Consider the following 21,790-nt stretch of genomic DNA (forward strand, 5'->3'; position numbering starts at 1 on the left):
ATCACCGCACGCTCCTTGGCCGTGCCTTGGTTTCCCCGGTGCCGGCTGTTGGCTTCCCGGACCTTTGAGTCTCCGTCCCCGTGGTGGCATCGTCCGCCGCCGTCGCCGCTTCCTGGATGATGTGGAGGAATGCCTTCTCGAGGTCGCTGCTGTGTCCGCGCCGGCTGAGTTCCCCGGGCGTCAACTGGGCGAGCAGTCTTCCCCCGCGCAGGAGCAGCAGGCCGTCACACCGGCTGGCTTCCTCCATCACGTGGCTGGAGACCAGGAGGGTGGTTCCGGCCTCGGCCATGGACTGGAACCGGCTCCACAGGTCCGCCCGCAGGACCGGGTCCAGGCCTACGGTGGGTTCGTCCAGCACCAGGAGCGGGGGATGCGCCACCAGCGCGCAGGCGAGGGAGGCGCGGCTGAGTTCGCCGCCGGACAGGTCGGCCGTCTTTTGCCGGGCCTGGCGTTCAAGCCCGACGGCGGCAATCGCCTCCGCTGCCTCGGCCTTCCTTTTCCGGTGCATGGCTCCGAAGTAGCGGACGTTCGCTTCCACCGTGAGGTCCGGGTACAGGCTCGGTGATTGGGTCACATAGCCCACCTGGTGCCGCAGGGCAGCGCTCCCGGCGGGCAGGCCCAGGACCTGCACCGTTCCGGAGGCCAGCCGCTGCACCCCGACGATCGCCCTCATGAGGGTCGTTTTTCCGCTGCCGGACGGTCCCAGCAGTCCCGTGATCCTGCCGGCCGGAATGGTGAAGTCCAGTGAGCGAAGAACGGAAACTTTACCGCGCACCACATGCAGGCCGGCGGCGGCAATGGCGTCTCCGGCCGCGCCGCCCTGGAGTCCGGTTAGTGCTGCCGCATGGGACATGATCGCCCTCCATTGCCAGGAGCAGGCTGCCGGCACCTGCTGGCACCGTAATTCATCACCTGATGAATTAAAGCTAGGACGCCGGGAGGGGCCGGTCAACAGCAGGAACGGGTCCACAGCAAGAAATGGGAAACACTTGTAAACGTGGCTGTCATCACATAGGTTCGATCTAGCTGCGCTGGAGTGGCGTGGGCGGTCTCACCAGTCCTCACCAGTACTTAGGCGATAACGGCGTCGAGCCACGCCCGGATGCGATGACCAGCCTCATGGGGGGCCAGGGGCTTTGCATGTCCGGGCGTGGCTCAACTGTTTCCCGGGCCTGTTGGCGGGAGGGCAGTGCCTGTTGGCAGGACGCAGTGCCTGCCCCCGGGCGCCCGGTGGCAGACATGCGTCAGCGGGGAGTGGGCGTGACAGCCGGGAGTGGTCCTGCCAGCCGGTAGATTAGTACCAGACGAAATCCCGGCCCTGCTCTCCAGCACTTCCCCAGAAACGGATATCCACCCGTGGTTACAAGACTGTCCCAGCTATTCCTGCGCACGCTCCGCGAAGATCCCGTCGACGCCGAGGTGGCCAGTCACCGGCTCCTGGTCCGCGCAGGCTACATCCGCCGTGCGGCCCCCGGCATCTACACGTGGCTGCCGCTGGGACTGAGCGTCCTGCGCAAAGTGGAAGCCGTCATCCGGGAGGAGATGGCCAACATCGGAGCGCAGGAGGTCCACTTCCCGGCGCTCCTGCCGCGGGAGCCCTATGAAGCCACCAACCGCTGGACAGAGTATGGCGAGGGCCTGTTCCGGCTCCAGGACCGCAAGGGGGCCGATTACCTGCTGGCCCCCACGCACGAGGAAATGTTCACGCTGCTGGTCAAGGACCTGTATTCCTCGTACAAGGACCTGCCGCTGAGCCTCTACCAGATCCAGAACAAGTACCGTGATGAGGCGCGCCCCCGCGCGGGCCTCCTGCGCGGCCGCGAATTCATCATGAAGGACTCCTACTCGTTCGACGTGGACGACGCCGGCCTGGACGCCAGCTACGCCGCCCACCGCGGGGCGTACCTGCGCATCTTCGAGCGCCTAGGGCTGGAGGTCATCCCGGTCACCGCGACGGCCGGCGCCATGGGCGGCTCCAAGAGCGAAGAGTTCCTGCACCCCACCGACATCGGCGAGGACACCTTCGTCCGCTCGGCGGGCGGCTATGCAGCCAACGTTGAAGCCGTGACCACCGTGGCCCCGGCTGAGATCGACTTCACCGGCGCTCCGGCAGCCGAGGTGCTCGACACCCCGGACACCCCCACTATCGACACCCTGGTGGCAGCGTCCAATGTCCTTGCCCCGCGCAGCGATGCCGACGGCGGCGCCTGGACTGCCGCCGACACGCTGAAGAACGTGGTGCTCGCGGTCACCCTGCCCACCGGGGAGCGCCAGCTGGTGGTCATCGGGGTACCTGGCGATCGCGCCGTGGACCTGAAGCGCGTCGAAGCGAACATCGGGTCCTTCCTCCCCATCGGCGGCGAGATCGGCCTGGAAACGGCCAACGACGACGACCTCAAGAAGCAGCCGCTCATCGTGAAGGGCTACCTTGGCCCGGGGCTGTCGCTGGACGAGCCCCTGCTGGGAGCCGAAAGCACCACGAAGCTCCTGTACCTGGTGGATCCCCGGGTGGTCCGCGGCACAGCGTGGATCACCGGCGCAAACGAGGCCGGCAAGCATGTCTTCGGCCTGGTGGCAGGCCGGGACTTCACGTGGGACGGCGTCATTGAGTGCACCGAGGTCCGCGAAGGCGATCCCGCCCCGGACGGCTCCGGCCCGCTGGAGACCGCCCGGGGCATCGAGATGGGGCACATCTTCCAGCTTGGCCGCAAGTATGCGGAGGCCCTGGAGCTGAAGGTCCTGGACCAGAACGGCAAGCAGGTCACCGTAACCATGGGCTCCTACGGCGTGGGTGTCACCAGGGCTGTGGCGGCGCTGGCTGAGTCGAACCACGATGCCAGGGGCCTGGTGTGGCCGCGCGCTGTTGCGCCCGCAGACGTCCACGTGGTGGCCGTGGGCAAGGGCGAGGAGATCTTTGCCACCGCCGAGCGGCTGGCAGCCGACCTTGAGGCAGCGGGCCTGGATGTCCTGCTCGACGACCGGCCGAAGGTTTCGCCCGGGGTCAAGTTCGGTGACGCTGAACTTGTAGGCGTTCCCACCATCCTGGCTGTTGGCCGCGGCCTGGTGGACGGTGTGGTCGAGATCAAGGACCGCCGTAGCGGTGACGCGGAAAACGTGGCGGTGGACAAGGCAGTTGACTACGTAGTCAACGCTGTCCGCACCAGCTGACCGGCAGTGGAGTCCGGACTCGAATCCCTCGGGCTGACAACGCTCCTCTTGATTGTGCTGGCCGGTTTCGCCGCCGGGTGGGTTGATGCAGTGGTGGGCGGGGGCGGGCTGATCCAGCTCCCGGCCCTGCTGCTGGTCCCGGGGATCACCCCCGTCCAAGCCCTGGCGACGAACAAGATGGGGTCCATCTTTGGCACCGCCACCAGTGCTGCCACCTACTACCGGCGGGTGGGTCCGGACCTCAGGACGGCGCTGCCCATGGCCGTGATCGCCTTGGCGGGAAGCTTCGGCGGCGCCGTCCTGGCAGCTACCCTGCCCGCCACTGTCTTCAAGCCAATCATCGTCACGGCGCTGGTCGCCGTCGCGCTTTTCACGGCACTGAAGCCGGACGTTGGCGGCGTCACCGCGTTGCGTCACGATGGCCGCACGCACTACGTGGTTGCCTGCCTGATCGGGGCCGTCATTGGTTTTTACGACGGCCTCATTGGCCCGGGGACAGGCTCGTTCCTGGTCATCGCCCTGGTCTCGGCGATGGGCTACGCCTTCATCGAAGCCAGCGCCAAAGCCAAGATCGTCAACATGGCCACCAACGCGGGCGCACTGCTGTTCTTCCTGCCCCACGGCTCCCTCCTGTGGGGCCTGGGCCTGCTGCTGGGGGCGGCCAATATGGCCGGCGGATACCTGGGAGCCAGGACAGCCGTGAAGCAGGGGAGCCGTTTTGTCCGCGTGGTCTTCCTCCTGGTCGTGTCCGCCCTCATCATCAAGCTTGGCCACGACGTCTGGCAGGAAAACTTCGCCCAACAGGGGTAGCGGGGAGCCGCGTGGCCGCGGGACGGCGCGGCGTCGCATGCGGTTACGCCACATGGCAGAGCCGGAGTCAGCCGGCACCCACCGCTGCGCCGGGCTCCGGCAGGGCGCGGGCTGGCGGCAGTCCTTCCAGGGTTCGCCCGGCAAGGGTGCTGGCTACCCACAGTGATCTCGCCAGGTCGCCGCGGTGGCCGGGCTTCCCTGCGTACCACAGCGCATTGGCCACTTCCCTGGCCACGGCCCATTGCCGGGCAACTTCGGGATCCAGGCCGGCGGCGGAGCTGAAGTCCGCGCAGCGGTCACGCAGGCCGGATTCGGGCTGGTTCAGCGGCAGGTCCTGCAGGCGGTTCCATAACAGCGGTGCCACGCCGAACTCCGGCTCGCCGATCATGGGCTGGGGGTCAATGGCCGCGAACCCGTCCGGCGTTGGCTTTCCGTCGGTTCCACTGGAGCCCGGCCTGGCCAGGATATTCAGGTAGTGCAGGTCTGTATGGACCAGGACGTCCCGGGCCGAGCGGCGGCCCACTGCGCCGCGGGTCTGGCAGACTTCAAGGGCCGCCTCCAGCAGCCAGCGTGGAAAAGGGCGTCCCAGCAGGTCCCAGTCCGCCGGCAGGTCATCGCTCCACTGCTCGGCACGCGCGGCGATGTGCTCGAATTCCCGCCACTGTGGCCGGTCATCGGGAAGGATACCCAGCTGTTTGACCAGTCCGCCCCACACCACCATGGCGTCAGCCATCGGCGCGTTGCTGAGCGGGCGCCCGGCGTCGAGCCTTTCGAGGAGCATGGAACACGTGGCAGCATCCGAGGCTGCCAGCGCAACCGCGCCCTTCCCGTTCCACAGTTCCAGCGCGTGCCGCTCCACCCTCGCTTCGTCGTGGGGGAAGGCGATCTTCAAGGCAGCGGGGGAACCGTCCTCCCGGACCACCGGAATGACCACCGCGCCGTGGCCGTTCCAGGGCACGACGCCGGGACGAAGGCCGGAGACAAGCCGCCACCGGGCCAGGAGGCTTTCGGCGATGCCGGGCAAGGAAGCCAGCCAGGTCCGGCCTTCAGCGGTGCCGCGGTAGCGCGCCGTGAGGTCCGGAGGGATGGGAAGTTCCGGTGCTTGGCTCATCACGTCCAGCCTACGGGCACGGCCCTGCCCTCCTGGAAGAGGGTGGGCACTACACGACGCCCGTAGCGCCGAGCAGGCTGCCAATGCTGAACGTGGCCGCGAGGGCCAGGGCGCCGCCCACCACCACCCGGACCGCAGCCCTGGACTTTGAGCCGCCGCCAATCCAGGCACCCAGGGCTCCTGTCAGGGCCAGCGCCACCAGGACGGCGGCGAAGGTCAGGGGGACGCGGATTTCCGGCGGGGGAAGGAGGATTGCCAGCATTGGGAGGACCGCGCCGATGATGAAAGCCGCGGCTGAAGCGAAGGCCGCATGCCAGGGGCTCACGATGTCCGTTTCGTCGATGTTGAGTTCGGCGGACAGGTGCGCGGCCAGGGCATCGTGGGCCGTGAGCTCTTCAGCGACCTTGCCGGCAGTTTCGGGGCTGAGGCCCTTGGCGAGGTAGATGGCGGTAAGTTCTGCCAACTCCTCTTCCGGTTCCTCAGCCAGCTCCCGGCGTTCCTTCTCTATCAGCGCCCGTTGGCTGTCGCTCTGGCTGCTCACCGAGACGTACTCGCCAAGTGCCATGGAGACCGCTCCGCCTACCAGCCCCGCAGCCCCCGCGGCGAGGATGGGACCGGACTCGGCGGTGGCCCCTGCCACGCCAACCACGATTGCAGCCACCGAGACGATGCCGTCGTTGGCACCAAGGACACCCGCCCGCAGCCAGTTCAGCCTTTGGGCAATGTCGTTGCCGTGCGGTTCGGTCTCCATGTGGCGGCGAAGTCCGGGGCTCCCGGCGTCCGCTGTTCCCTGCTCCGTTGCTCCGTGCTCCGCTGCTCCCTGCTCCGCCGGTTCGTGTGCGTCCATGCTCTTCAGCAAACCATCAGAAGCCTTCCGGGGCCACCCGGCCCGGACAGGAATCGATGCTGCCGGCCGGTCCCGGCGGCTTCGGGGGCTGCGGAGGTTGCCTTGGAGTCCCGTAATTGGAAGGAGTATTGCCAGGCCCTGCCGGAGTTTCAGGGTGGGGCTGGAGGTCAGGGCGCTGCCGGCGCGGGCGTGGGGCTGGCCGGAAGATCCGGCAGTTGGTCCTGCTCGAGGAGGATGCCCGGAACCGGGCCCGGATCGCCGCCCCAGTGGGCGGCGCGCCGTGCCGCGGACTGTAGCGCGGCGATGGCCCAGGCCCGCGTGCCGCCGCCGGCAAGGGCAATGACGTCGCCGAAGGCAGGCAGCGACGCCAGCTCCAGGCGGGCAAGCCCGGCACTCGGGGCGGCGAGGAAATCGGGGGCCAGTACGTAGCCGGGCTGCTGTGCCTGCGCGGCACCGCATGCGGCCAGGGACTGTGCCGCGGCTTCTTCAGCCAGGTCCTCATGCTCAGCAAGGAAGGCTCCCGCCGGACCGGCGTCGTTGGCTGCGAGCCGGGGCAGTGCCGCCTGGTAGGCATAAACGCTTTGCTGTTCGGCTGCCACGGCTGCTGAGAGCGCAGTGGCAACGGCTGCACCCGTCCCGGTTCCGGGTGTGCCCTGACCTGTTGTGCCCTGTGCAGTTGTTCCCTGCCCAGCAGATGCAGGAACTCCAGCTGGTGCCGGAACCTGGGCCGTGGGAGGGCCAGCGGGCGCCTCTAGAAGGGACGGGCAGGCGGGGGAAGTGGGCGGGGACGTGGGGCTGGCCGCGGGTGCGGCTGCTGTGGCGGATGGGTCGGTGGTTGGGGCGCTGCCGGGTGTCCCTGCGGCTCCGTGGGGCAGCGTCTCCACTGCGATGCCGCCGGCGGCGGCCACGTCCTCTGCGGCCAGCAGTTGGGCGGTGCCGGCACCCGCCAAAAGGCGTGCCATGCCGCCGTCGGCCTTTGCTGCGTCGGCGAGGCGCTGCACTCCGCTGGCGGAGAGCGCGGAGGCGAGCTTTGCAAGGCTGGGAGGCGGGGCCGTTGCCGGCGCAACCGGGGACGCCGTCGCTGGGGACGATGCCGCGGGAGGCGCCGGCGCTGGGGACGCCGTCGAGGGTTGGGGGAGACCGGAGGGTGAAGCGGGGGCTGGTGCCTCCTGTGCGGGGGAGGATTCCGACGGCGAAAGGAGGGCGCGTGCCTGCAGCGTCAGCAAAGTCACAGTCGAGTCCACGGCGGCTGTTTTTCCGGCAGCATCCGGGGCCGCGCCCACTGCGGCCGCAGCCCCCAGCCGCTCGGCGGCTGCCCGCAGCTCCAGCGCATCGTGCAGGGCGGCGCTCCTGGCCTGCTCGGAGAACGGCGGATCCGCGGGCGGCGGCGGTTCCGCGGGGATCAGGGCAAATCCAAGGCTGAGGACAAGGAGGGCTGTGAACGAAATAACGGCGTACCGGAAATAGCGCAGCTTTGGGCGGTTTTCCCGATTGTCGTCTTTCACAACAGACCATGGTGTCACGTCGAGGGGGAATCCTCGTCCCGCCGGACCGGTAAAATAGCTACGCTAGTACACACAACATCATCTATAGGGAGGCGGCGGGCATCGTGAGCAATTCAGAAGCTACGGCTTCATCGGACCTGACCGGAACGGGTAAGGCTGATGCTTCACCCGCAAACAACCCGGAAGCTGCCCGGCTCCGCGCGCTCCTTGAACCCGCGGTGCAGGCGAACCGCCTGTACCTCGAGGACGTAGCCATCGTGGCGGGTTCCCACCGGGTGGTCCACGTTGTGGTGGACCTGCCCCAGGAGGAAACCGGCGGCGTCGGCCTGGATGTCATTGCGGACATCTCGAAGGTGCTTTCCGACGTGCTGGACAACGACCCCAATGACGACGGCCGCCCGTACGATCTCGAGGTTTCCTCGCCCGGCGTGGGACGCCCCCTGACCGAGCCGCGCCACTGGCACCGCGCCAAGGGCCGCATGGTCAAGGTCAATGTTGTCCAGGGGGACAACGTCACCGGCCGTATCCAGTCGGTGGACGACGACGGAGTGACGATCATCCCGGAGATCGCCGTGAAAAAGGGGATGAAGCCCAAGCAGGGCGATCCCATCAAGCTTCCTTTCGACAGGATCCGCAACGGAAAAGTCGAGATCGAATTCAGCCACCTCTCTGGGGACGGTCTGGAACCTGAACACAATGGACCTTCTGAGGAGGCCTGATGGATATTGACATGAGCGCACTGAGACTTCTGGAGCGTGAGCGTGAAATTCCGCTGGACCTCCTGATCCCCACCATCGAGCAGGCGCTCCTGGTGGCCTACCACAAGTCGCCCGGCGCCTTCGAGAAGGCGCGTGCCGAACTGGACCGCAAGAGCGGCCACGTGACCATCTGGGCTGTGGAGATTGACGACGACGGCGCCCCCATTGGTGAGTTCGAGCACACCCCTGAGGGGTTCGGCCGGATCGCCGCCAGCACCGCGCGCCAGATCATCCTGCAGCGCCTGCGCGACGTTGAGGACGACAACGTACTGGGCGAGTTCAAGGGCCGTGAAGGCGAACTGGTGTCCGGCACCATCCAGCAGGGCAACAACCCGCACATGATCCAGGTCAACCTGGGCTCCGTCGAAGCGCTGCTGCCGCCGCCCGAGCAGGTTCCCGGGGAGAAATACATCCACGGCAACCGGCTGCGCGCCTTGGTCATTGACGTCCACCGTGGTTCAAAGGGCCCGTCCGTCACCCTGTCCAGGTCCCACCCCGGCCTGGTCCGCAAGCTCTTTGAACTGGAGGTGCCGGAGATCGCCGACCGCTCCGTCGAAATCGTGGCGCTGGCCCGGGAAGCTGGCCACCGCACCAAGATCGCGGTCAAGGCAAACGTCCCCGGCATCAACGCCAAGGGTGCCTGCATCGGCGAGATGGGCTCGCGGGTCCGCGCCGTCATGAATGAGCTCAACGACGAAAAGATCGACATCGTCGATTTCAGCGAAAATCCGGCTACCTTCATTGCCAGCGCGCTGTCGCCGTCGCGAGTGAATTCGGTCACTATCACCGATGAGGCGACCCGGTCTGCCCGTGTTGTGGTTCCGGACTACCAGCTCTCCCTGGCAATCGGCAAGGAGGGCCAGAATGCCCGGCTCGCGGCGAAGCTGACCGGCTGGCGCATCGACATCGTCTCCGACGCCGCCCAGGCCCGGGACAACTAAGCAGTTCCCCGAGGGCCCTCCCGCGCCGGAAACGCCCCCGCAGTTTCGGGCAGAACGGCCGGGAGGGGCTAGAATAGTAAAGACCGCGCCTAACGGCCGGCAGCCGTGCGCCTTGGGCGTGCCCATTCCGTTCACCGCGGAGGAGGCCCGTTCGCGGCCAGCAAGTATGAACGTCAGGAAGATGACCGTGCCAGTAGCAAGCGGGAATCAACCGGAGCGTACCTGCATCGGATGCCGAAAGAAGGGGCTGCGGTCTGAGTTACTCCGGCTCGTCGCCGAAGGCAGTGGATCAACCGCTGTCCTGGTGGATGAACGACGCCGGATGGCTGGCCGGGGTGCATGGCTGCATCCCAGCGAATCGTGCCTGGCTCTGGCCATTAAGCGGCGTGCATTCGGACGTGCCCTGGGGGGCGCAACCGGTACCGCCGCCGTCGAACGCCGGATCAAGTCAGGTGCGGCCGTTGCAGGTGTTCCGGCAACTGCAACACCAACCGTCCAACCTGAAAGCGGGTCAGAAATCTGATGGAAACCCGATGAGTTCCCAGCGATGAGTGCGTAACGATGACAACTTTGTTGCGCTCTGCAATGGGCCCTGCTGCAGTAAACGCGCCTGGGGCCCGCAGTAAGAAGTAGACGGTTCGTGCCTGGCTCGGTGCGGACCGAGACAGGAGAAATGTGGCCAAGGTCCGCGTACACGAGCTCGCCAAAGAGCTCGGTATTACTTCCAAAGATGCAGTGACAAAACTGCAGGAACTGGGCGAATTTGTTCGCTCCGCCTCTTCCACCATTGAGGCCCCCGTTGTGCGGAAGCTGCGCAACGCCTTCCCGGATGCAGCCCCCAAGGCGGCAGCTCCGGCAGCAACACCGGCAGCCGCCCCCAAGGCTCCGGCCCCGGCGGCAGAAGCACGCCCGTCAACCCCCGCTCCCGGACCGGCCGCCCCCAAGGCGCCCGCCCCGCAGGCGCAGGCACAGGCCCCCGCTGCTCCGGCAGCACCGGCACAGCCGGCTGCCCCGGCAGCACCCGCTGCCAGCGCACTCGCAGCTCCGGCCGCCCCTGCCCAGGCAGCTCCGTCCACCGGGGCAAAGCCCGGTGCCCGGCCGGCCCCCAAGGCTGAAACCCCTGCTGCGCCCACCCGCTCCGGCTCAGGCCAGGGTGGTTCGGCGGGCAGTTCTGCACCCCGTCCCGGCGGCCCCCGTCCGGGCAACAACCCCTTCGCTACGTCCCAGGGCATGCCCCGCGGCCGTGGCGGCGACGGTGAGCGCGCTCCCCGTCCCGGCAACAACCCGTTTGCCACCTCCCAGGGCATGCCCCGTCCGGGCGGAAGCCGTACTGACGGCGACCGTCCCGGCGGTCCGCGCCCCGCAGCAGGTGCCGGCGGCCCCCGTCCCGGCGGTCCCCGCCCCGCAGCAGGTGCCGGTGGGCCGCGTCCCGCAGCAGGTGCCGGTGGCCCGCGCCCCGGTGCCGGTGCACCGCGCCCCGGTGGTGCCGGTGGCAACCGTCCTACTCCGGGCATGATGCCCAACCGCACTGAGCGTCCGGCACCCGCCGGTGCAGGACGCCCCGGTGCCGGTGGCCGTGGTCCCGGACGCCCGGGCGGCGCTCCCGGAACCGGTGGTCCCGGTGGCGGCGGCGGTGCTCCCGCCGGCGGTGGCTTCGGCAAGGGCGGCCGCGGACGCGGCGGCACCCAGGGTGCCTTCGGCAAGGGCGGCGCCGGACGTGGCAAGCAGCGCAAGTCGAAGCGTGCAAAGCGCCAGGAACTTGAGCAGATGAGTGCACCGTCGCTGGGTGGCGTGAGCGTACCCCGCGGCGACGGCAACACTGTCATCCGTCTGCGCCGCGGCTCGTCCATCACGGACTTCGCCGACAAGATCGAGGCAAACCCCGCCGCGCTGGTAACTGTCCTCTTCCACCTCGGCGAAATGGCCACGGCCACCCAGTCGCTGGATGAAGAGACCTTTGCCCTGCTCGGCGAGGAGCTTGGCTACAAGCTCCAGGTCGTCTCGCCGGAGGACGAGGAGCGCGAGCTGCTCTCCACCTTCGACATCGACTTTGATGCAGAGCTCGAAGCCGAAGGCGATGAAGACCTCGAGGCACGTCCTCCGGTTGTCACCGTCATGGGCCACGTTGACCACGGTAAGACCCGACTGCTCGACGCCATCCGCAAGTCCGACGTCATGGCGGGCGAGCACGGCGGCATCACCCAGCACATCGGTGCCTACCAGGTCACGCACAACCATGAAGGCAGCGACCGCAAGATCACCTTCATCGATACCCCGGGCCACGAGGCGTTCACCGCCATGCGTGCCCGTGGTGCGAAGGTCACCGACATCGCCATCCTGGTGGTCGCAGCGGACGACGGCGTGATGCCCCAGACCGTTGAAGCCCTCAACCACGCCCAGGCGGCCAACGTGCCGATCGTCGTGGCCGTGAACAAGATCGACAAGGAAGGCGCCAACCCGGACAAGGTCCGCGGCCAGCTGACCGAGTACGGCCTGGTTCCCGAGGAATACGGTGGCGACACCATGTTCGTTGAGGTTTCTGCACGCCAGAACCTCAACATTGACGAGCTGCTCGAGGCAGTCCTGCTCACCGCGGACGCTGCCCTGGACATGCGCGCCAACCCGAACAAGGACGCCCGCGGCATCGCGATTGAAGCCAACCTGGACAAGGGCCGCGGTTCCGTGGCCACCGTCCTGGTGCAGTCCGGCACCCTGCGCGTCGGCGACACCATCGTGGCAGGCACGGCCCACGGCCGCGTCCGTGCGATGTTCGACGACGACGGCAGCGCCCTGACCGAGGCCGGCCCGTCCCGCCCCGTGCAGGTGCTGGGCCTGTCCAACGTTCCGCGTGCAGGCGACACCTTCTTCGTGACCGCTGACGAGCGCACCGCCCGCCAGATCGCCGAGAAGCGTGAAGCTGCGGACCGCAACGCCGCCCTGGCCAAGCGCCGCAAGCGCATCAGCCTGGAAGACTTCGACCAGGCCGTCGCCGAAGGCAAGATCGACACCCTCAACCTCATCCTCAAGGGTGACGTGTCCGGTGCCGTGGAAGCCCTCGAAGACGCCCTGCTCAAGATCGACGTCGGCGAAGGCGTTCAGCTGCGCGTCATCCACCGCGGTGTTGGTGCCATCACGCAGAACGACGTCAACCTGGCAACAGTGGACAGCGCCGTCATCATCGGCTTCAACGTCAAGCCTGCCGAGCGCGTTGCCGAACTGGCAGACCGCGAAGGCGTGGACATGCGCTTCTACTCCGTCATCTACTCGGCAATCGATGACATCGAGATGGCGCTCAAGGGCATGCTCAAGCCGGAATACGAAGAAGTCCAGCTGGGCACCGCCGAGGTCCGCGAGGTCTTCCGCTCCTCCAAGTTCGGAAACATCGCCGGCTCGATCGTCCGCTCGGGTGTTATCCGACGCAATTCGAAGGCCCGCATCAGCCGCGACGGCAAGATCATCGGTGACAACCTCACCGTTGAGACGCTCAAGCGCTTCAAGGACGACGCCACCGAGGTCCGCACGGACTTCGAGTGTGGTATCGGCCTTGGGTCGTACAACGACATCAACGAAGGCGACATCATCGAGACCTTCGAGATGCGTGAGAAGCCGCGCGTCTAGGCTGTTCCAGCCTTAAAGGGTGCGGGGTCGTTGGATTTTTCCGGCGGCCCCGCCCCTTCGCTGGGTGGCCAACGTCTTACGACGTCGGCCACCCAGCTTCGGCAGCGGAGCTGGCCTTCCCAACCCTCGCAAGCTCGGCTCGGGGCCCTCGGCCATCTCCTTAGATGCCACTCCCGGCCACCAAATCGATTGGCGCTGATGTGCGCCGCCCAAATTTTTCTTCTTTTAGGAGTTGTTCATGGCTGATCCGGCACGTGCTGCCAAGTTGGCGCAGCGGATTAAGGTTGTTGTTGCTGAGGCCCTGGGCCGGAAGGTTAAGGATCCCCGGCTGGAGGGCATTACTGTTACCGATGCCCGGGTGACCAACGATCTGCAGCATGCCACCATCTACTACACCGTCTTCGGCGACCAGGCTGTCCAGGCTGATGCTGCCAAGGGACTGGAGAAGGCCAAGGGTGTGCTTCGGCAGGAGGTCGGGCGGAACATTACCGTCCGGCTGACGCCAAGCCTTGAGTTCGTGGCCGACCAGGTTCCCGTGGTTGCCTCCAACCTGGAGGAGTTGCTGCGGGAGGCCAAGAAGCGTGACGCCGAGGTTGCCGCACTGGCTGCCCAGGCCAAGCACGCCGGCGACGCCGATCCGTACAAGAGTGACGCGTCCGCCGATGTGGAGATCGACGAGGACGACTTCGACGAAGAGGACCTCGACCTCAATGACAGCGGGGAACTCGACGAAGACGGCCACAAGTAACCGTCAGCACAGCAGAAGGCCCGGACCGCCACGTGGTCCGGGCCTTCTGCTTCCCAGAAAACTGTTCCGCCGGCTAGCGAAGGTCAGCTTCGATGACCTTGCCGGCCGGGGGCCCTGCGGGCGCCCCGCCGGGACCCGGTGGGGGGCCACCCAGTGCGTTGGCTGTGGCGTACAGCGTGCCGCCGCGGATTTCGACGTCGGCCGGCGATTCCACAGCGAGGAATTCGGTCCGGTGTCCCTTCGATGCGATGAACCTCAGGATCTGGTTGCCGAAGAGCGATGCAGCATACACGTCGCCGTTATTCGCCACCGCCAGCCCTGTCGGGCTGAGGATGTAGTCGACCCAGAGCTTCGTCTTGCCGGTCCACGGATTGACCTTGAAGATCGCGCCGCGGTCACCCAGCGATGGGACCTCGGGGCCGCCGGGCAGGGACGAAACGTACAGCCAGCCATCCGGCCCCATCTCCACATCCGTCGGAACAGGTTCAAACGCGTACTCGAACCCTGCGCAGGCTGGTGCGCCCAAGGTATCCGCAGCCTTTGCCGTAAGCACTGCGGGCCGGGGCGGCAGGACCGCCAGCGTGGTGATGTCGCCCGAGCTGATGTTGACCTTCAGGATCGCGTTGGCTCCGGCATCGGCGACATACGCCGTGTTGGCCTGGACATAGGTTGCGTACGGGTTTGAATCCAGCGCGCCTGTGTACTGCGGCGGTGGGGCGTCCGGGATTCCTGCGGCTTCCTTAAGGCATTGCTCGCTCGTGCCCGGGGCGAAGCCGTAGTGCTGGGCTGCGTCGGGGTTGGTGCTCCGCTCGTACTCTGCGAGGTTAGCTATTGTCTTTGCCTCGCCCCGCGGGCTGATCGACTTCAGGTAACCTCCCAATTCGGCAGGTACACCTCGGCCGGCGCCCTTGGCTTCAAGGAAGAAGGCCGTGGCGCCGCGTGTTTCCACCCCCGCCACGCCCCAGCCTTTCGGAGCCTCGTAAACGGTTTCAACCGTCTTGTCCCGGCCTATGCGGCTGAGCTTCCCTGCGAAGTCCTGGGTGACATAGACGGACTTGTTTGTTCCTACGGCCAGATGCAGGGGCGAAACGAGGCTGTCTGCCAGGGTGTCATAGTCCTGGGCCTCGTCGCGGGCCCAGGACGGAGCCGCCGGTGCGATGACGGCTGCAGCCGCCACGCAGGCGATGATGGCTAGCTTTCTCTTCATTGAGTACTCCGGGGTTGGCGCCCAGTAGCGGGCCGGGTTAAGAAGCCTCGGTAGAGGTAATAATTCGGGGACCCCTGGCCGCCAGAGTATGCCTCCTCCAGCCGGTTTGTCGCCGCGATTTCCCCCTATTCCGCCCCCTATTTCGTCCCCTAACGCCAGCCCCTTGGCTAGGATCTAGCTATGACCCAGCCGAATGACACTGACCACACCGCGAAGTACTTAGAACAGGCCGTGGAACTGGCCACCCGGAACGTCGGCGAAGGAGGAGGGCCCTTCGGTGCGCTGGTGGTCACGGCGGACGGGCGCGTGCACGAAGGCGTCAACCGCGTCACCCGCGACAACGATCCCACCGCGCATGCCGAAGTGGTGGCCATTCGGGCTGCAGCCGCGGCCATCGCCAACTATGACCTTCACGGCGCGGTGCTCTATGCCAGCTGCGAACCCTGCCCGCTCTGCCTGGCCTCCGCGCTCTGGGCCAGGATCGACCGCGTCTATTTCGCCGCGGACCGCCATGGCGCCGCGGCGGCCGGTTTCGACGACGCCGTCTTCTACGACTACTTCAACGGGACCCGGCCGGAACTGCTGCCGGTCACCAGGGGCGACATCACGTCGTCGGACGCGCCGTTCCAGGCGTGGGGGGCGTTCGCAGACAAAAAGGAGTACTAGGAATGGACGTTGCACTCACCACCTGTCCGGCCTGCGGGAAGACCAACCGGGTCCCGGCGCAGGCGGCCGGCCGGCCGCGGTGCGGCAATTGCAAAGCGGACCTGCCGTGGATCGTGGCGGCGGGGGACGCGGACTTTGCCGCGGTCGCGGAGCAGTCACCCGTTCCGGTGCTGGTGGACTTTTGGGCGGACTGGTGCGGCCCCTGCCGGATGGTCAGTCCTGCGCTGGACAAGCTGGCCAGGGAACGGCCGGGCCGGATCAAGCTCGTCAAGGTGGATGTTGACAAGTCACCGGGCTTGTCCCGCAGGTTCGACGTGCAGGCCATTCCCACGTTGATGGTCCTGGTGGACGGCAAGGTGGCAGCGCGCCAGGCCGGGGCAGCCCCCGCGGAGGTATTGCGGACGTGGCTGGACGGGGCGCTGTCCGGGACCCGGAGCTAGCGGGCTGCACTGCCCGGCCCTTCAGCCGTGGCGGCCGGGCAGCCGGTTCAGGCCCTCCACAAGGTCCTCCTGCTTTCCGCACAAAGCAACCCGGACCCAGCCCTCGCCGATGGAACCGAATGCAGTCCCGGGCGCCAGGGCAACGCCCGCGTCCGCGAGGAAGCGGCGGACCCAACTGCGGACGTCCCCTCCGCTGGCGTGGGAAACATCCGCCCATAAATAGAAAGCGCCCTGTGCCTTCAGGTAGGGGATTCCCTTGGCATCGAGAACCGCACATGCGGCGTCCCGGTTCGCCCGGTAATGGCGGTGCGCGTGCTGGACATAATCCTGCGGCCCGGTCAGGGCAGCGAGCGCGGCGTACTGCGACGGTGATGCAACGCAGGAGACGATCGCCTCCATCACGTTATCCATCTCCTGCTTAATCCCCGGCGGGCAGATCAGCGCCCCGATCCGCAGCCCGGTGAGCCCGTACGTCTTGGACAGGGTCAGCGAAGTGAACACGCGCGCATCAGCCGGCGTGTCGCCGTCGAACCTGGCGGGGCTGATGTGCGGCACGTCGTAGGTGAACGCCTCGTAGCACTCGTCTGAAATGACCCACAGGTCATGCCGGCGTGCCAGGTCCATCAGGTCGCGGGTCAGGTCCTCGGCCAGCACGGCGCCGAGCGGGTTGGAAGGGGAGTTGAGGACCAGCACCCGGGTACGGTCCGTGACCAGTGCCTCGATGTCGCCGGGCCTGGGCTGGAATCCGTGCTCCGGGTACAGCGGGTAGCCCACGGGAACAGCGTTCAGGAGGCGGCTGGTCATGGCAAACGTGGGGTAGCCAGGATTGGGGACCAGGATTTCGTCACCGGGGGAGAGCAGCAGGCTCATGGCGAAGTGCAGGCCCTGCTGCGCCCCGTCCACCACGTAGACCCTGTCAGCGGCAACATCAATGCCCTGCTGCTCCCGGAAGCGGGCCGCGAAGGCCTCGCGCAACCCCGGGATGCCCGCGTTGGGCGTGTAGTTGGTCTCGTCCCGGTCCAGGCAGGCCATGCCGGCGTCCAGGACGTGGCGGGGGAGCGGAAAGCCGGGTTCACCGATGCTGAGCACCAGGGCACCGGGAGTCCGCCACGCGGCCTCGGTAATCTCGCGGATCTGGTTGACGGGCACGTCGCGGACATGGGCGGCAAGCTCAGGCATGCCTGCCATCCTAGCTGGCGCCAGGGTTGCCGCACGGCCCTGGCCTCGCGGGTGCGCGGGGCGCCAACCAGCGCCGATATACTGGGAGGCGTGCTTTCTGGACTGGTGATAGTGGACAAGCCGCAGGGATGGACCAGCCATGATGTGGTTGGCCGGATGCGGCGCCTCGCAGGTACCCGGAAAGTAGGGCATGCCGGAACCTTGGATCCCATGGCCACGGGCGTCCTGGTGGTGGGCATCAACAAAGCCACCCGCCTGCTCACGTATATCGTGGGCACTTCCAAGACCTACACCGCCACCATCCGCCTGGGCCAGTCCACAGTCACGGACGACGCCGAGGGCGAGGTCACCGCGACGGCAGGCACTTCGGCGGTAAGCGAGCAGGCAATCCACGACGGCGTCGCAGCGCTTACCGGGGACATCCAGCAGGTGCCCAGCAGCGTCAGCGCCATCAAGGTCAACGGGGAACGGGCCTATGCGCGGGTCCGCTCCGGTGAGGACGTGAAGCTTGCAGCCCGCCCCGTCACCATCCACCGCTTCGAGGTGCACGCCATCCGCCGGGACCGGGAAGCGGACGTCATGGACCTGGATGTCACCGTGGAATGCTCCTCCGGGACCTACATCCGCGCCCTTGCCCGCGACCTGGGCAACGCGCTGGGAGTGGGCGGACACCTCACCGCGCTCCGCCGGACCCACGTGGGCCCGTACTCCTTGGAGCAGGCGCGAACGCTGGAACAGCTTGCCGAGGAGCTCAACGTCCTGGACATGGCCGACGCCGCACGGGCGCTGATGCCCAACCGCGAGCTCAGCCCTGAGGAAACCACCGAAATCTCCTTCGGACGGCGGATCGCTGCCGGCGCCGCCCCCGGCAGCCCCGCCGCGGCCACCGCCGACCACCCCGCAGCCGCTTTCGCGCCAGACGGAAGCCTGGTGGCGCTCCTGGCCGATGCCGGCAACTTCGCCAAGCCCGTGCTGGTGTTTGCCCCCGGCAACGGCAGTGCCACGGTCCAGGACCTCGGTGAACGCTGACCGTGGACGCGTATTTCTACATCATCCTGGTGGTGGGGCTCCTGTCCACGGGCGTGTGCCTTGCGGCAGGAATCCTCAAAAAAGCGCCGAACGACGTCACGATCCTGTCCGTGGCCGCGGTGGAGGTTGCCCTCCTCGTGTACCTGGTGGGCTCCATTATCCGGGTCATCGCCGGCGAACCCATCGCCGGTGAGGCATGGGAATTCTGGGGCTACCTGGTCACGGCAGTGCTCCTGCCGCCGGCCGCCGTCTACTGGTCCATCCTGGAGCGGACCAGATGGAGCAACTTTGTCCTGGCCGCCGTCGGCGTCACCGCGCTGGTGATGGCCGCCCGCATGAACCAGATCTGGTACTGAAGTGGAAGAAGCACGCAACATGAAAGACCAGCGAACAACAGACGCCGGACAAAACACCACGGGCAACAGCCAAGCCGCCGCCAACAGCCGCAACACGGGCCCCGGCCGCCTGCTGATCGCCGTGTATGCCGTGTTCGCCATCTCGGCGTCCGCCCGTGCCGGATACCAGATCCTCACCAAGTTTTCCGAAGCTCCGCTGGCCTACCTGCTGTCCGCCTTCGCGGCCCTTGTATACGTGGTGGCCACCATCTCGCTCGCGAAGGCCGGAAGCACCTGGTTCAAGGTTTCGGTGGCCGCGGTGCTGGTTGAACTGGTGGGCGTGCTGGTGGTGGGCGCCCTGAGCCTCTTCGATCCCGTCCAGTTTCCGCACGAAACCGTCTGGTCGCTGTTCGGCAGGGGCTACGCCTTCATTCCGTTGCTGCTGCCGATCCTGGGCCTGGTGTGGCTGTACCGGCGGCGCCCTGACCGTGTTGCCTAGAAGCCGTTCCGCCTATTTCTCAGTCAGGGCCCACAGAACGGCCTGAAGGGTCTTCAACAGCTGGTCGGTCGCGGCGCGGGATTCCGGGTGGTGGTGTCCGTAGGTGCTGTGCAGTTCGGCTACATTCAACCTCTCAAGTTCGATAGCGTCTTCGTAGCGGAAGGGATCCGGCAAGGTTCTGCCCAGCTCAAGGTCACTAAGGTGGTCGGGGAACGGGAGTTGTTCCGACAGGATGCCAAGCACGTGTCGGTATGCTGCGGGTACGTGTTCAGGCCGCCCGCCGTCGCGCAGGGCTTCCGCGAGTGTCTGCAGCATAGGGAGAACGCTGTTCAGTCCACCGCCGGTCCGGGCATGGTCGTCGACGGCAGCCTCGAGGATCTCCCCGGCTTCCCGTGCCTGACCATCGTCGAGGAGTGCTGTTGCGAGGCTGCACCGGATTCGTATGGTGTCGCTGTGTTCCGCTCCCAAGAGCCGGGTCGACTCCACAACGTTCCACCGCAGCAATTCGAAAGCCTCCTCGCGCCGGTCCTCTTCGTAGAGGCTGCCGGCATAGTCGTTACGAGCCGCCAGAAGCCTCACATCGTCGGGGACAAGCTGTTGGGCCAGCTCGTAGTTTGAGCGGAACGAACTTTTCGCCTCGAGGCTTCCCAGTTCCTGCTGGAGGTGAGCCAATTCCATGCGCGATTCCAGGGATTCAGGGGTGTCGGCTCCGTCAATGTCCACCTGCGCAGCGATCAGGGCCTCATAGTGGGCCACAGCATCACCTGGTTTGTCGGACCGAAGGCATAGGCGGGCCAGGGACTGCCGGATGGGGACGGTTTGCGGGTGCGCCAAGCCCACCGCAGCCTCCTGGCCTGCGAGCAGCAGGCTGAAGCGTATTATGGCTTCCTCGTCCTTGCCGGCGGAAGCCAGGGTGTCGGCTAGGGCAAACTGATGGTCGGCGATAATCGCGCTGTCACTCGATTCCATTTGGACCCGGTCCAAAGCCTGGCGCCGCAACGAGACCAGGGCTTCCCACTCGCCCTGCAGCTCAAGCAGGTTGGCGAGGGTTGCCTGCGATTCAAGTGCCTTCTCGTGGAGGTAGCCAAGCCGCTGTCGGCGGTCTTCGTTGAAACTGGTGGCTTCCTGCGTGGCCGCCCGGGTCTCCCCGAACATTATGTGCGCCGCAATGACGGAGGTCTCGGCGTCAATCGACTCGTTGCTGTCCGGACCGCTCGCTGAACGCCATGCCTGAAGCAGACGGTGCCGGACCGCCAATGCCTGCTCCGGAACCTCCAAACCCTCGCACCACTCAGCCAGGTCATTCATCGCGTCGATAGTCTGCCGGGCAGATGCACCGAAGGCTGACTCAACCCGATCTACCCAGCATGTGGTCAGCGCCAGTGCCGATTCCCAATCGCCCGACTCGTATACGTTGCGGGCGTAGAGCGAGAGCATTTGGAGGCTTTCGGCATCACCTTCGCCGTACGCAGCTATCTGGGTTTGCAGCACGTTGCGCAAAGCGGGCAACGCACTTTCGTGCTCCCCGGCCTTGAAAAGTTGCCGGGCTGCGCTCCAACTGTTCTTAATGACTGCCCGGTCCGATTTCCCCCGCTTCCTGGCTAAGAGGCGCGCAACGTAACTGTACTGATCGGCCGCTTGACGGTGCTGCTTCAACCAGCCAAGGGCGTGGGCCACCACTGTCTCTGAATCCACCGTTGCCTGGTGATCATCACCCAGGAAGCGCCGGCGCCCATCCGCAGCGAGGAGGGCAAATTCCAGGCACTCTTGATGTTCCTTCGCCCAACTCAGGCCGGCGGCCAGGATGTGGTGGGCCCAGTACCTCATCAGGTGCCCGTCACCAAAAGCGTCCATTGCCGTCCCGTGAATCCTGCGCCTCAGCACTGTTGCGGCTGGTATCTGGCCTGTCTCGACGAGCCGTTCGGCCAGTGACTCCTGGCAAAACAGCGTAGTGGGGTGCGCATGACCATACGCTTCAACGCAGTCTTCGCTGATTTTGGCATGGAACTCCAAGGCTTCCTGCTTTGAGCCCGACAGCCAAAGGTGCGCGACAAACTCCAGCCTCGCCTCCGTCACCTGCGCATGCCTGCCGCCCAGGATGCCGGACGCGGCGTCAATGGCTTCTTGGAGGATGGCCATAGCCTCGCGGTATTCCCCGATTTCCCTCAGTTGGAGGCAGAGGTTTGTGGCCGATCTCAAAGTCGACAACTGCCCGGGGCCGGATGTCCGCAGCCGGGCACCGTACACGTCCCGATGGAGTGCTGCACTTTCGGCATACCGCCGAACGGCGCCCAAGGCGTTTGCGTAGTTGTTGCGGAAGCTCAAGAGGGCAGAGGAATCAGGTTCATAAATGCCGACGGCTGCAAGGAGCAAATCCTCATAAAGCCTAATGGCTTCGTCGTTCCGGCCAAGGGCGGAAAGAGCCATTCCCACGCCGTTGCGCGCAAGCAGGGTTTCCCGGCGTCCGGGACCGCTCAACCGAAGTCGGGCGTGGTAGAGCTGTTCATAAATGGATAGAGCAGCCGGGCCATCGGAGAGGGCGCGGTGCCGCGCGCCGATGCTGTCCAGGCTCTCCAAGGTGTCGTCATGGTCCGGGCCGAGCGCTTGCATGCGCAGCCCGTGTATCTCCTGGTGGAGCTTCAAGGACTCCACGTCGCGGGACACCGCACCCAGGGCTTCAGCGTGTTCATGGCCCAAAGTAAGGGTGAGCGGGTGTTGCGCACCCAGCACTTCCCTTGCCAGGCTGAAGAGCTGTTTCGAGGGGGCAACCAACGTGTGCCTGAGTCCGGCTTCACTGGTGACGGTAAGGAGCGCAATTTGGGCGGTGAACACATCGGGGTGTTCCGGGCCATGCTGTGCCGTAAGCATGCGGACCCTCTTTTGCGCCCGTTCCATAGCATCCACGATTGGCCCCCAAATCTATGTGTGT

The 21,790-nt window shown here is 66.5% G+C and carries 19 protein-coding genes; 12 read left to right on the forward strand and 7 right to left on the reverse strand.

The window, feature by feature from the left end:
- Position 1 precedes the first annotated feature (1 nt).
- A complete protein-coding gene (locus FHJ30_RS07600; RefSeq protein WP_139028693.1) occupies positions 2-853 on the reverse strand; it encodes an ABC transporter ATP-binding protein in 852 nt (283 codons plus the stop codon).
- A 503-nt stretch (positions 854-1,356) separates the two neighbouring features.
- Here FHJ30_RS07600 and FHJ30_RS07605 point away from each other — a divergent pair.
- Both FHJ30_RS07605 and FHJ30_RS07610 read left to right on the forward strand, forming a co-directional pair.
- On the forward strand, positions 1,357-3,168 hold the full coding sequence (locus FHJ30_RS07605; protein ID WP_139028694.1) for a proline--tRNA ligase: 1,812 nt from the start codon (positions 1,357-1,359) through the stop codon (positions 3,166-3,168).
- A gap of 6 nt (positions 3,169-3,174) precedes the next feature.
- A complete protein-coding gene (locus FHJ30_RS07610) occupies positions 3,175-3,978 on the forward strand; it encodes a TSUP family transporter (RefSeq protein ID WP_139028695.1) in 804 nt (267 codons plus the stop codon).
- Positions 3,979-4,045: 67 nt separating this feature from the next.
- Here the strand turns inward: FHJ30_RS07610 and FHJ30_RS07615 are convergent, their stop codons facing one another.
- The 3 genes from FHJ30_RS07615 to FHJ30_RS07625 all read right to left on the reverse strand — a co-directional run bounded on the left by FHJ30_RS07615 (position 4,046) and on the right by FHJ30_RS07625 (position 7,441).
- On the reverse strand, positions 4,046-5,089 hold the full coding sequence (locus FHJ30_RS07615; protein ID WP_139028696.1) for an aminoglycoside phosphotransferase family protein: 1,044 nt from the start codon (positions 5,087-5,089) through the stop codon (positions 4,046-4,048).
- Positions 5,090-5,138: 49 nt separating this feature from the next.
- Entirely contained in the window at positions 5,139-5,936 is a 798-nt protein-coding gene (locus FHJ30_RS07620; RefSeq protein WP_373683123.1) for a VIT1/CCC1 transporter family protein, read from the reverse strand.
- A 167-nt stretch (positions 5,937-6,103) separates the two neighbouring features.
- Complete coding sequence (locus FHJ30_RS07625) at positions 6,104-7,441, reverse strand: DUF4439 domain-containing protein (RefSeq protein ID WP_240793627.1); 1,338 nt, start codon at positions 7,439-7,441, stop codon at positions 6,104-6,106.
- Between the two features lie 104 nt (positions 7,442-7,545).
- On the opposite strand from FHJ30_RS07625, the gene rimP reads away from it, so the two are divergent.
- The 5 genes from rimP to rbfA all read left to right on the forward strand — a co-directional run bounded on the left by rimP (position 7,546) and on the right by rbfA (position 13,506).
- Complete coding sequence (gene rimP, locus FHJ30_RS07630; protein WP_139028697.1) at positions 7,546-8,160, forward strand: ribosome maturation factor RimP; 615 nt, start codon at positions 7,546-7,548, stop codon at positions 8,158-8,160.
- Positions 8,160-9,140 (forward strand): transcription termination factor NusA, encoded by a 981-nt coding sequence (gene nusA / locus FHJ30_RS07635; protein WP_104997387.1) that lies wholly within the window; start codon positions 8,160-8,162, stop codon positions 9,138-9,140. The genes rimP and nusA overlap by 1 nt, the downstream gene beginning before the upstream one ends.
- Before the next feature lie 181 nt (positions 9,141-9,321).
- Positions 9,322-9,663, forward strand: coding sequence for a YlxR family protein (locus tag FHJ30_RS07640; RefSeq protein WP_370633190.1), 342 nt, complete (start codon positions 9,322-9,324; stop codon positions 9,661-9,663).
- Between the two features lie 152 nt (positions 9,664-9,815).
- A complete protein-coding gene (gene infB / locus FHJ30_RS07645) occupies positions 9,816-12,758 on the forward strand; it encodes a translation initiation factor IF-2 (protein WP_139028699.1) in 2,943 nt (980 codons plus the stop codon).
- Positions 12,759-12,996: 238 nt separating this feature from the next.
- On the forward strand, positions 12,997-13,506 hold the full coding sequence (rbfA, locus tag FHJ30_RS07650; protein WP_139028700.1) for a 30S ribosome-binding factor RbfA: 510 nt from the start codon (positions 12,997-12,999) through the stop codon (positions 13,504-13,506).
- Positions 13,507-13,579: 73 nt separating this feature from the next.
- Here rbfA and FHJ30_RS07655 read toward each other — a convergent pair whose 3' ends face one another.
- The gene (locus FHJ30_RS07655) at positions 13,580-14,713 is read right to left on the reverse strand and encodes a ScyD/ScyE family protein (RefSeq protein ID WP_139028701.1); all 1,134 of its coding nucleotides are present in this window, start codon (positions 14,711-14,713) and stop codon (positions 13,580-13,582) included.
- Positions 14,714-14,893: 180 nt separating this feature from the next.
- On the opposite strand from FHJ30_RS07655, the gene FHJ30_RS07660 reads away from it, so the two are divergent.
- Both FHJ30_RS07660 and trxA read left to right on the forward strand, forming a co-directional pair.
- Complete coding sequence (locus tag FHJ30_RS07660) at positions 14,894-15,379, forward strand: nucleoside deaminase (RefSeq protein ID WP_139028702.1); 486 nt, start codon at positions 14,894-14,896, stop codon at positions 15,377-15,379.
- A 2-nt stretch (positions 15,380-15,381) separates the two neighbouring features.
- Positions 15,382-15,819: a thioredoxin gene (trxA, locus tag FHJ30_RS07665; RefSeq protein ID WP_139028703.1), complete on the forward strand. Its 438-nt coding sequence runs from the start codon at positions 15,382-15,384 to the stop codon at positions 15,817-15,819.
- Between the two features lie 21 nt (positions 15,820-15,840).
- On the opposite strand, the gene FHJ30_RS07670 is transcribed toward trxA, so the two are convergent.
- On the reverse strand, positions 15,841-16,998 hold the full coding sequence (locus FHJ30_RS07670) for a pyridoxal phosphate-dependent aminotransferase (protein ID WP_171058958.1): 1,158 nt from the start codon (positions 16,996-16,998) through the stop codon (positions 15,841-15,843).
- A 90-nt stretch (positions 16,999-17,088) separates the two neighbouring features.
- Here FHJ30_RS07670 and truB point away from each other — a divergent pair, with 90 nt between their 5' ends.
- The 3 genes from truB to FHJ30_RS07685 are packed head-to-tail and all read left to right on the forward strand — an operon-like array spanning position 17,089 to position 18,861.
- Positions 17,089-18,027 (forward strand): tRNA pseudouridine(55) synthase TruB, encoded by a 939-nt coding sequence (gene truB / locus FHJ30_RS07675; protein ID WP_139028705.1) that lies wholly within the window; start codon positions 17,089-17,091, stop codon positions 18,025-18,027.
- A 2-nt stretch (positions 18,028-18,029) separates the two neighbouring features.
- Positions 18,030-18,383, forward strand: a complete 354-nt coding sequence (locus tag FHJ30_RS07680) for a hypothetical protein (RefSeq protein ID WP_139028706.1) — start codon at positions 18,030-18,032, stop codon at positions 18,381-18,383.
- 19 nt (positions 18,384-18,402) lie between these two features.
- Positions 18,403-18,861: a hypothetical protein gene (locus FHJ30_RS07685; RefSeq protein WP_139028707.1), complete on the forward strand. Its 459-nt coding sequence runs from the start codon at positions 18,403-18,405 to the stop codon at positions 18,859-18,861.
- A 12-nt stretch (positions 18,862-18,873) separates the two neighbouring features.
- Here the strand turns inward: FHJ30_RS07685 and FHJ30_RS07690 are convergent, their stop codons facing one another.
- Complete coding sequence (locus FHJ30_RS07690) at positions 18,874-21,729, reverse strand: tetratricopeptide repeat protein (protein WP_171058959.1); 2,856 nt, start codon at positions 21,727-21,729, stop codon at positions 18,874-18,876.
- Between the last annotated feature and the right edge of the window lie 61 nt (positions 21,730-21,790).

The sequence above is a fragment of the Arthrobacter sp. BB-1 genome (genome assembly GCF_006151685.1).
Lineage (GTDB): Bacteria > Actinomycetota > Actinomycetes > Actinomycetales > Micrococcaceae > Arthrobacter.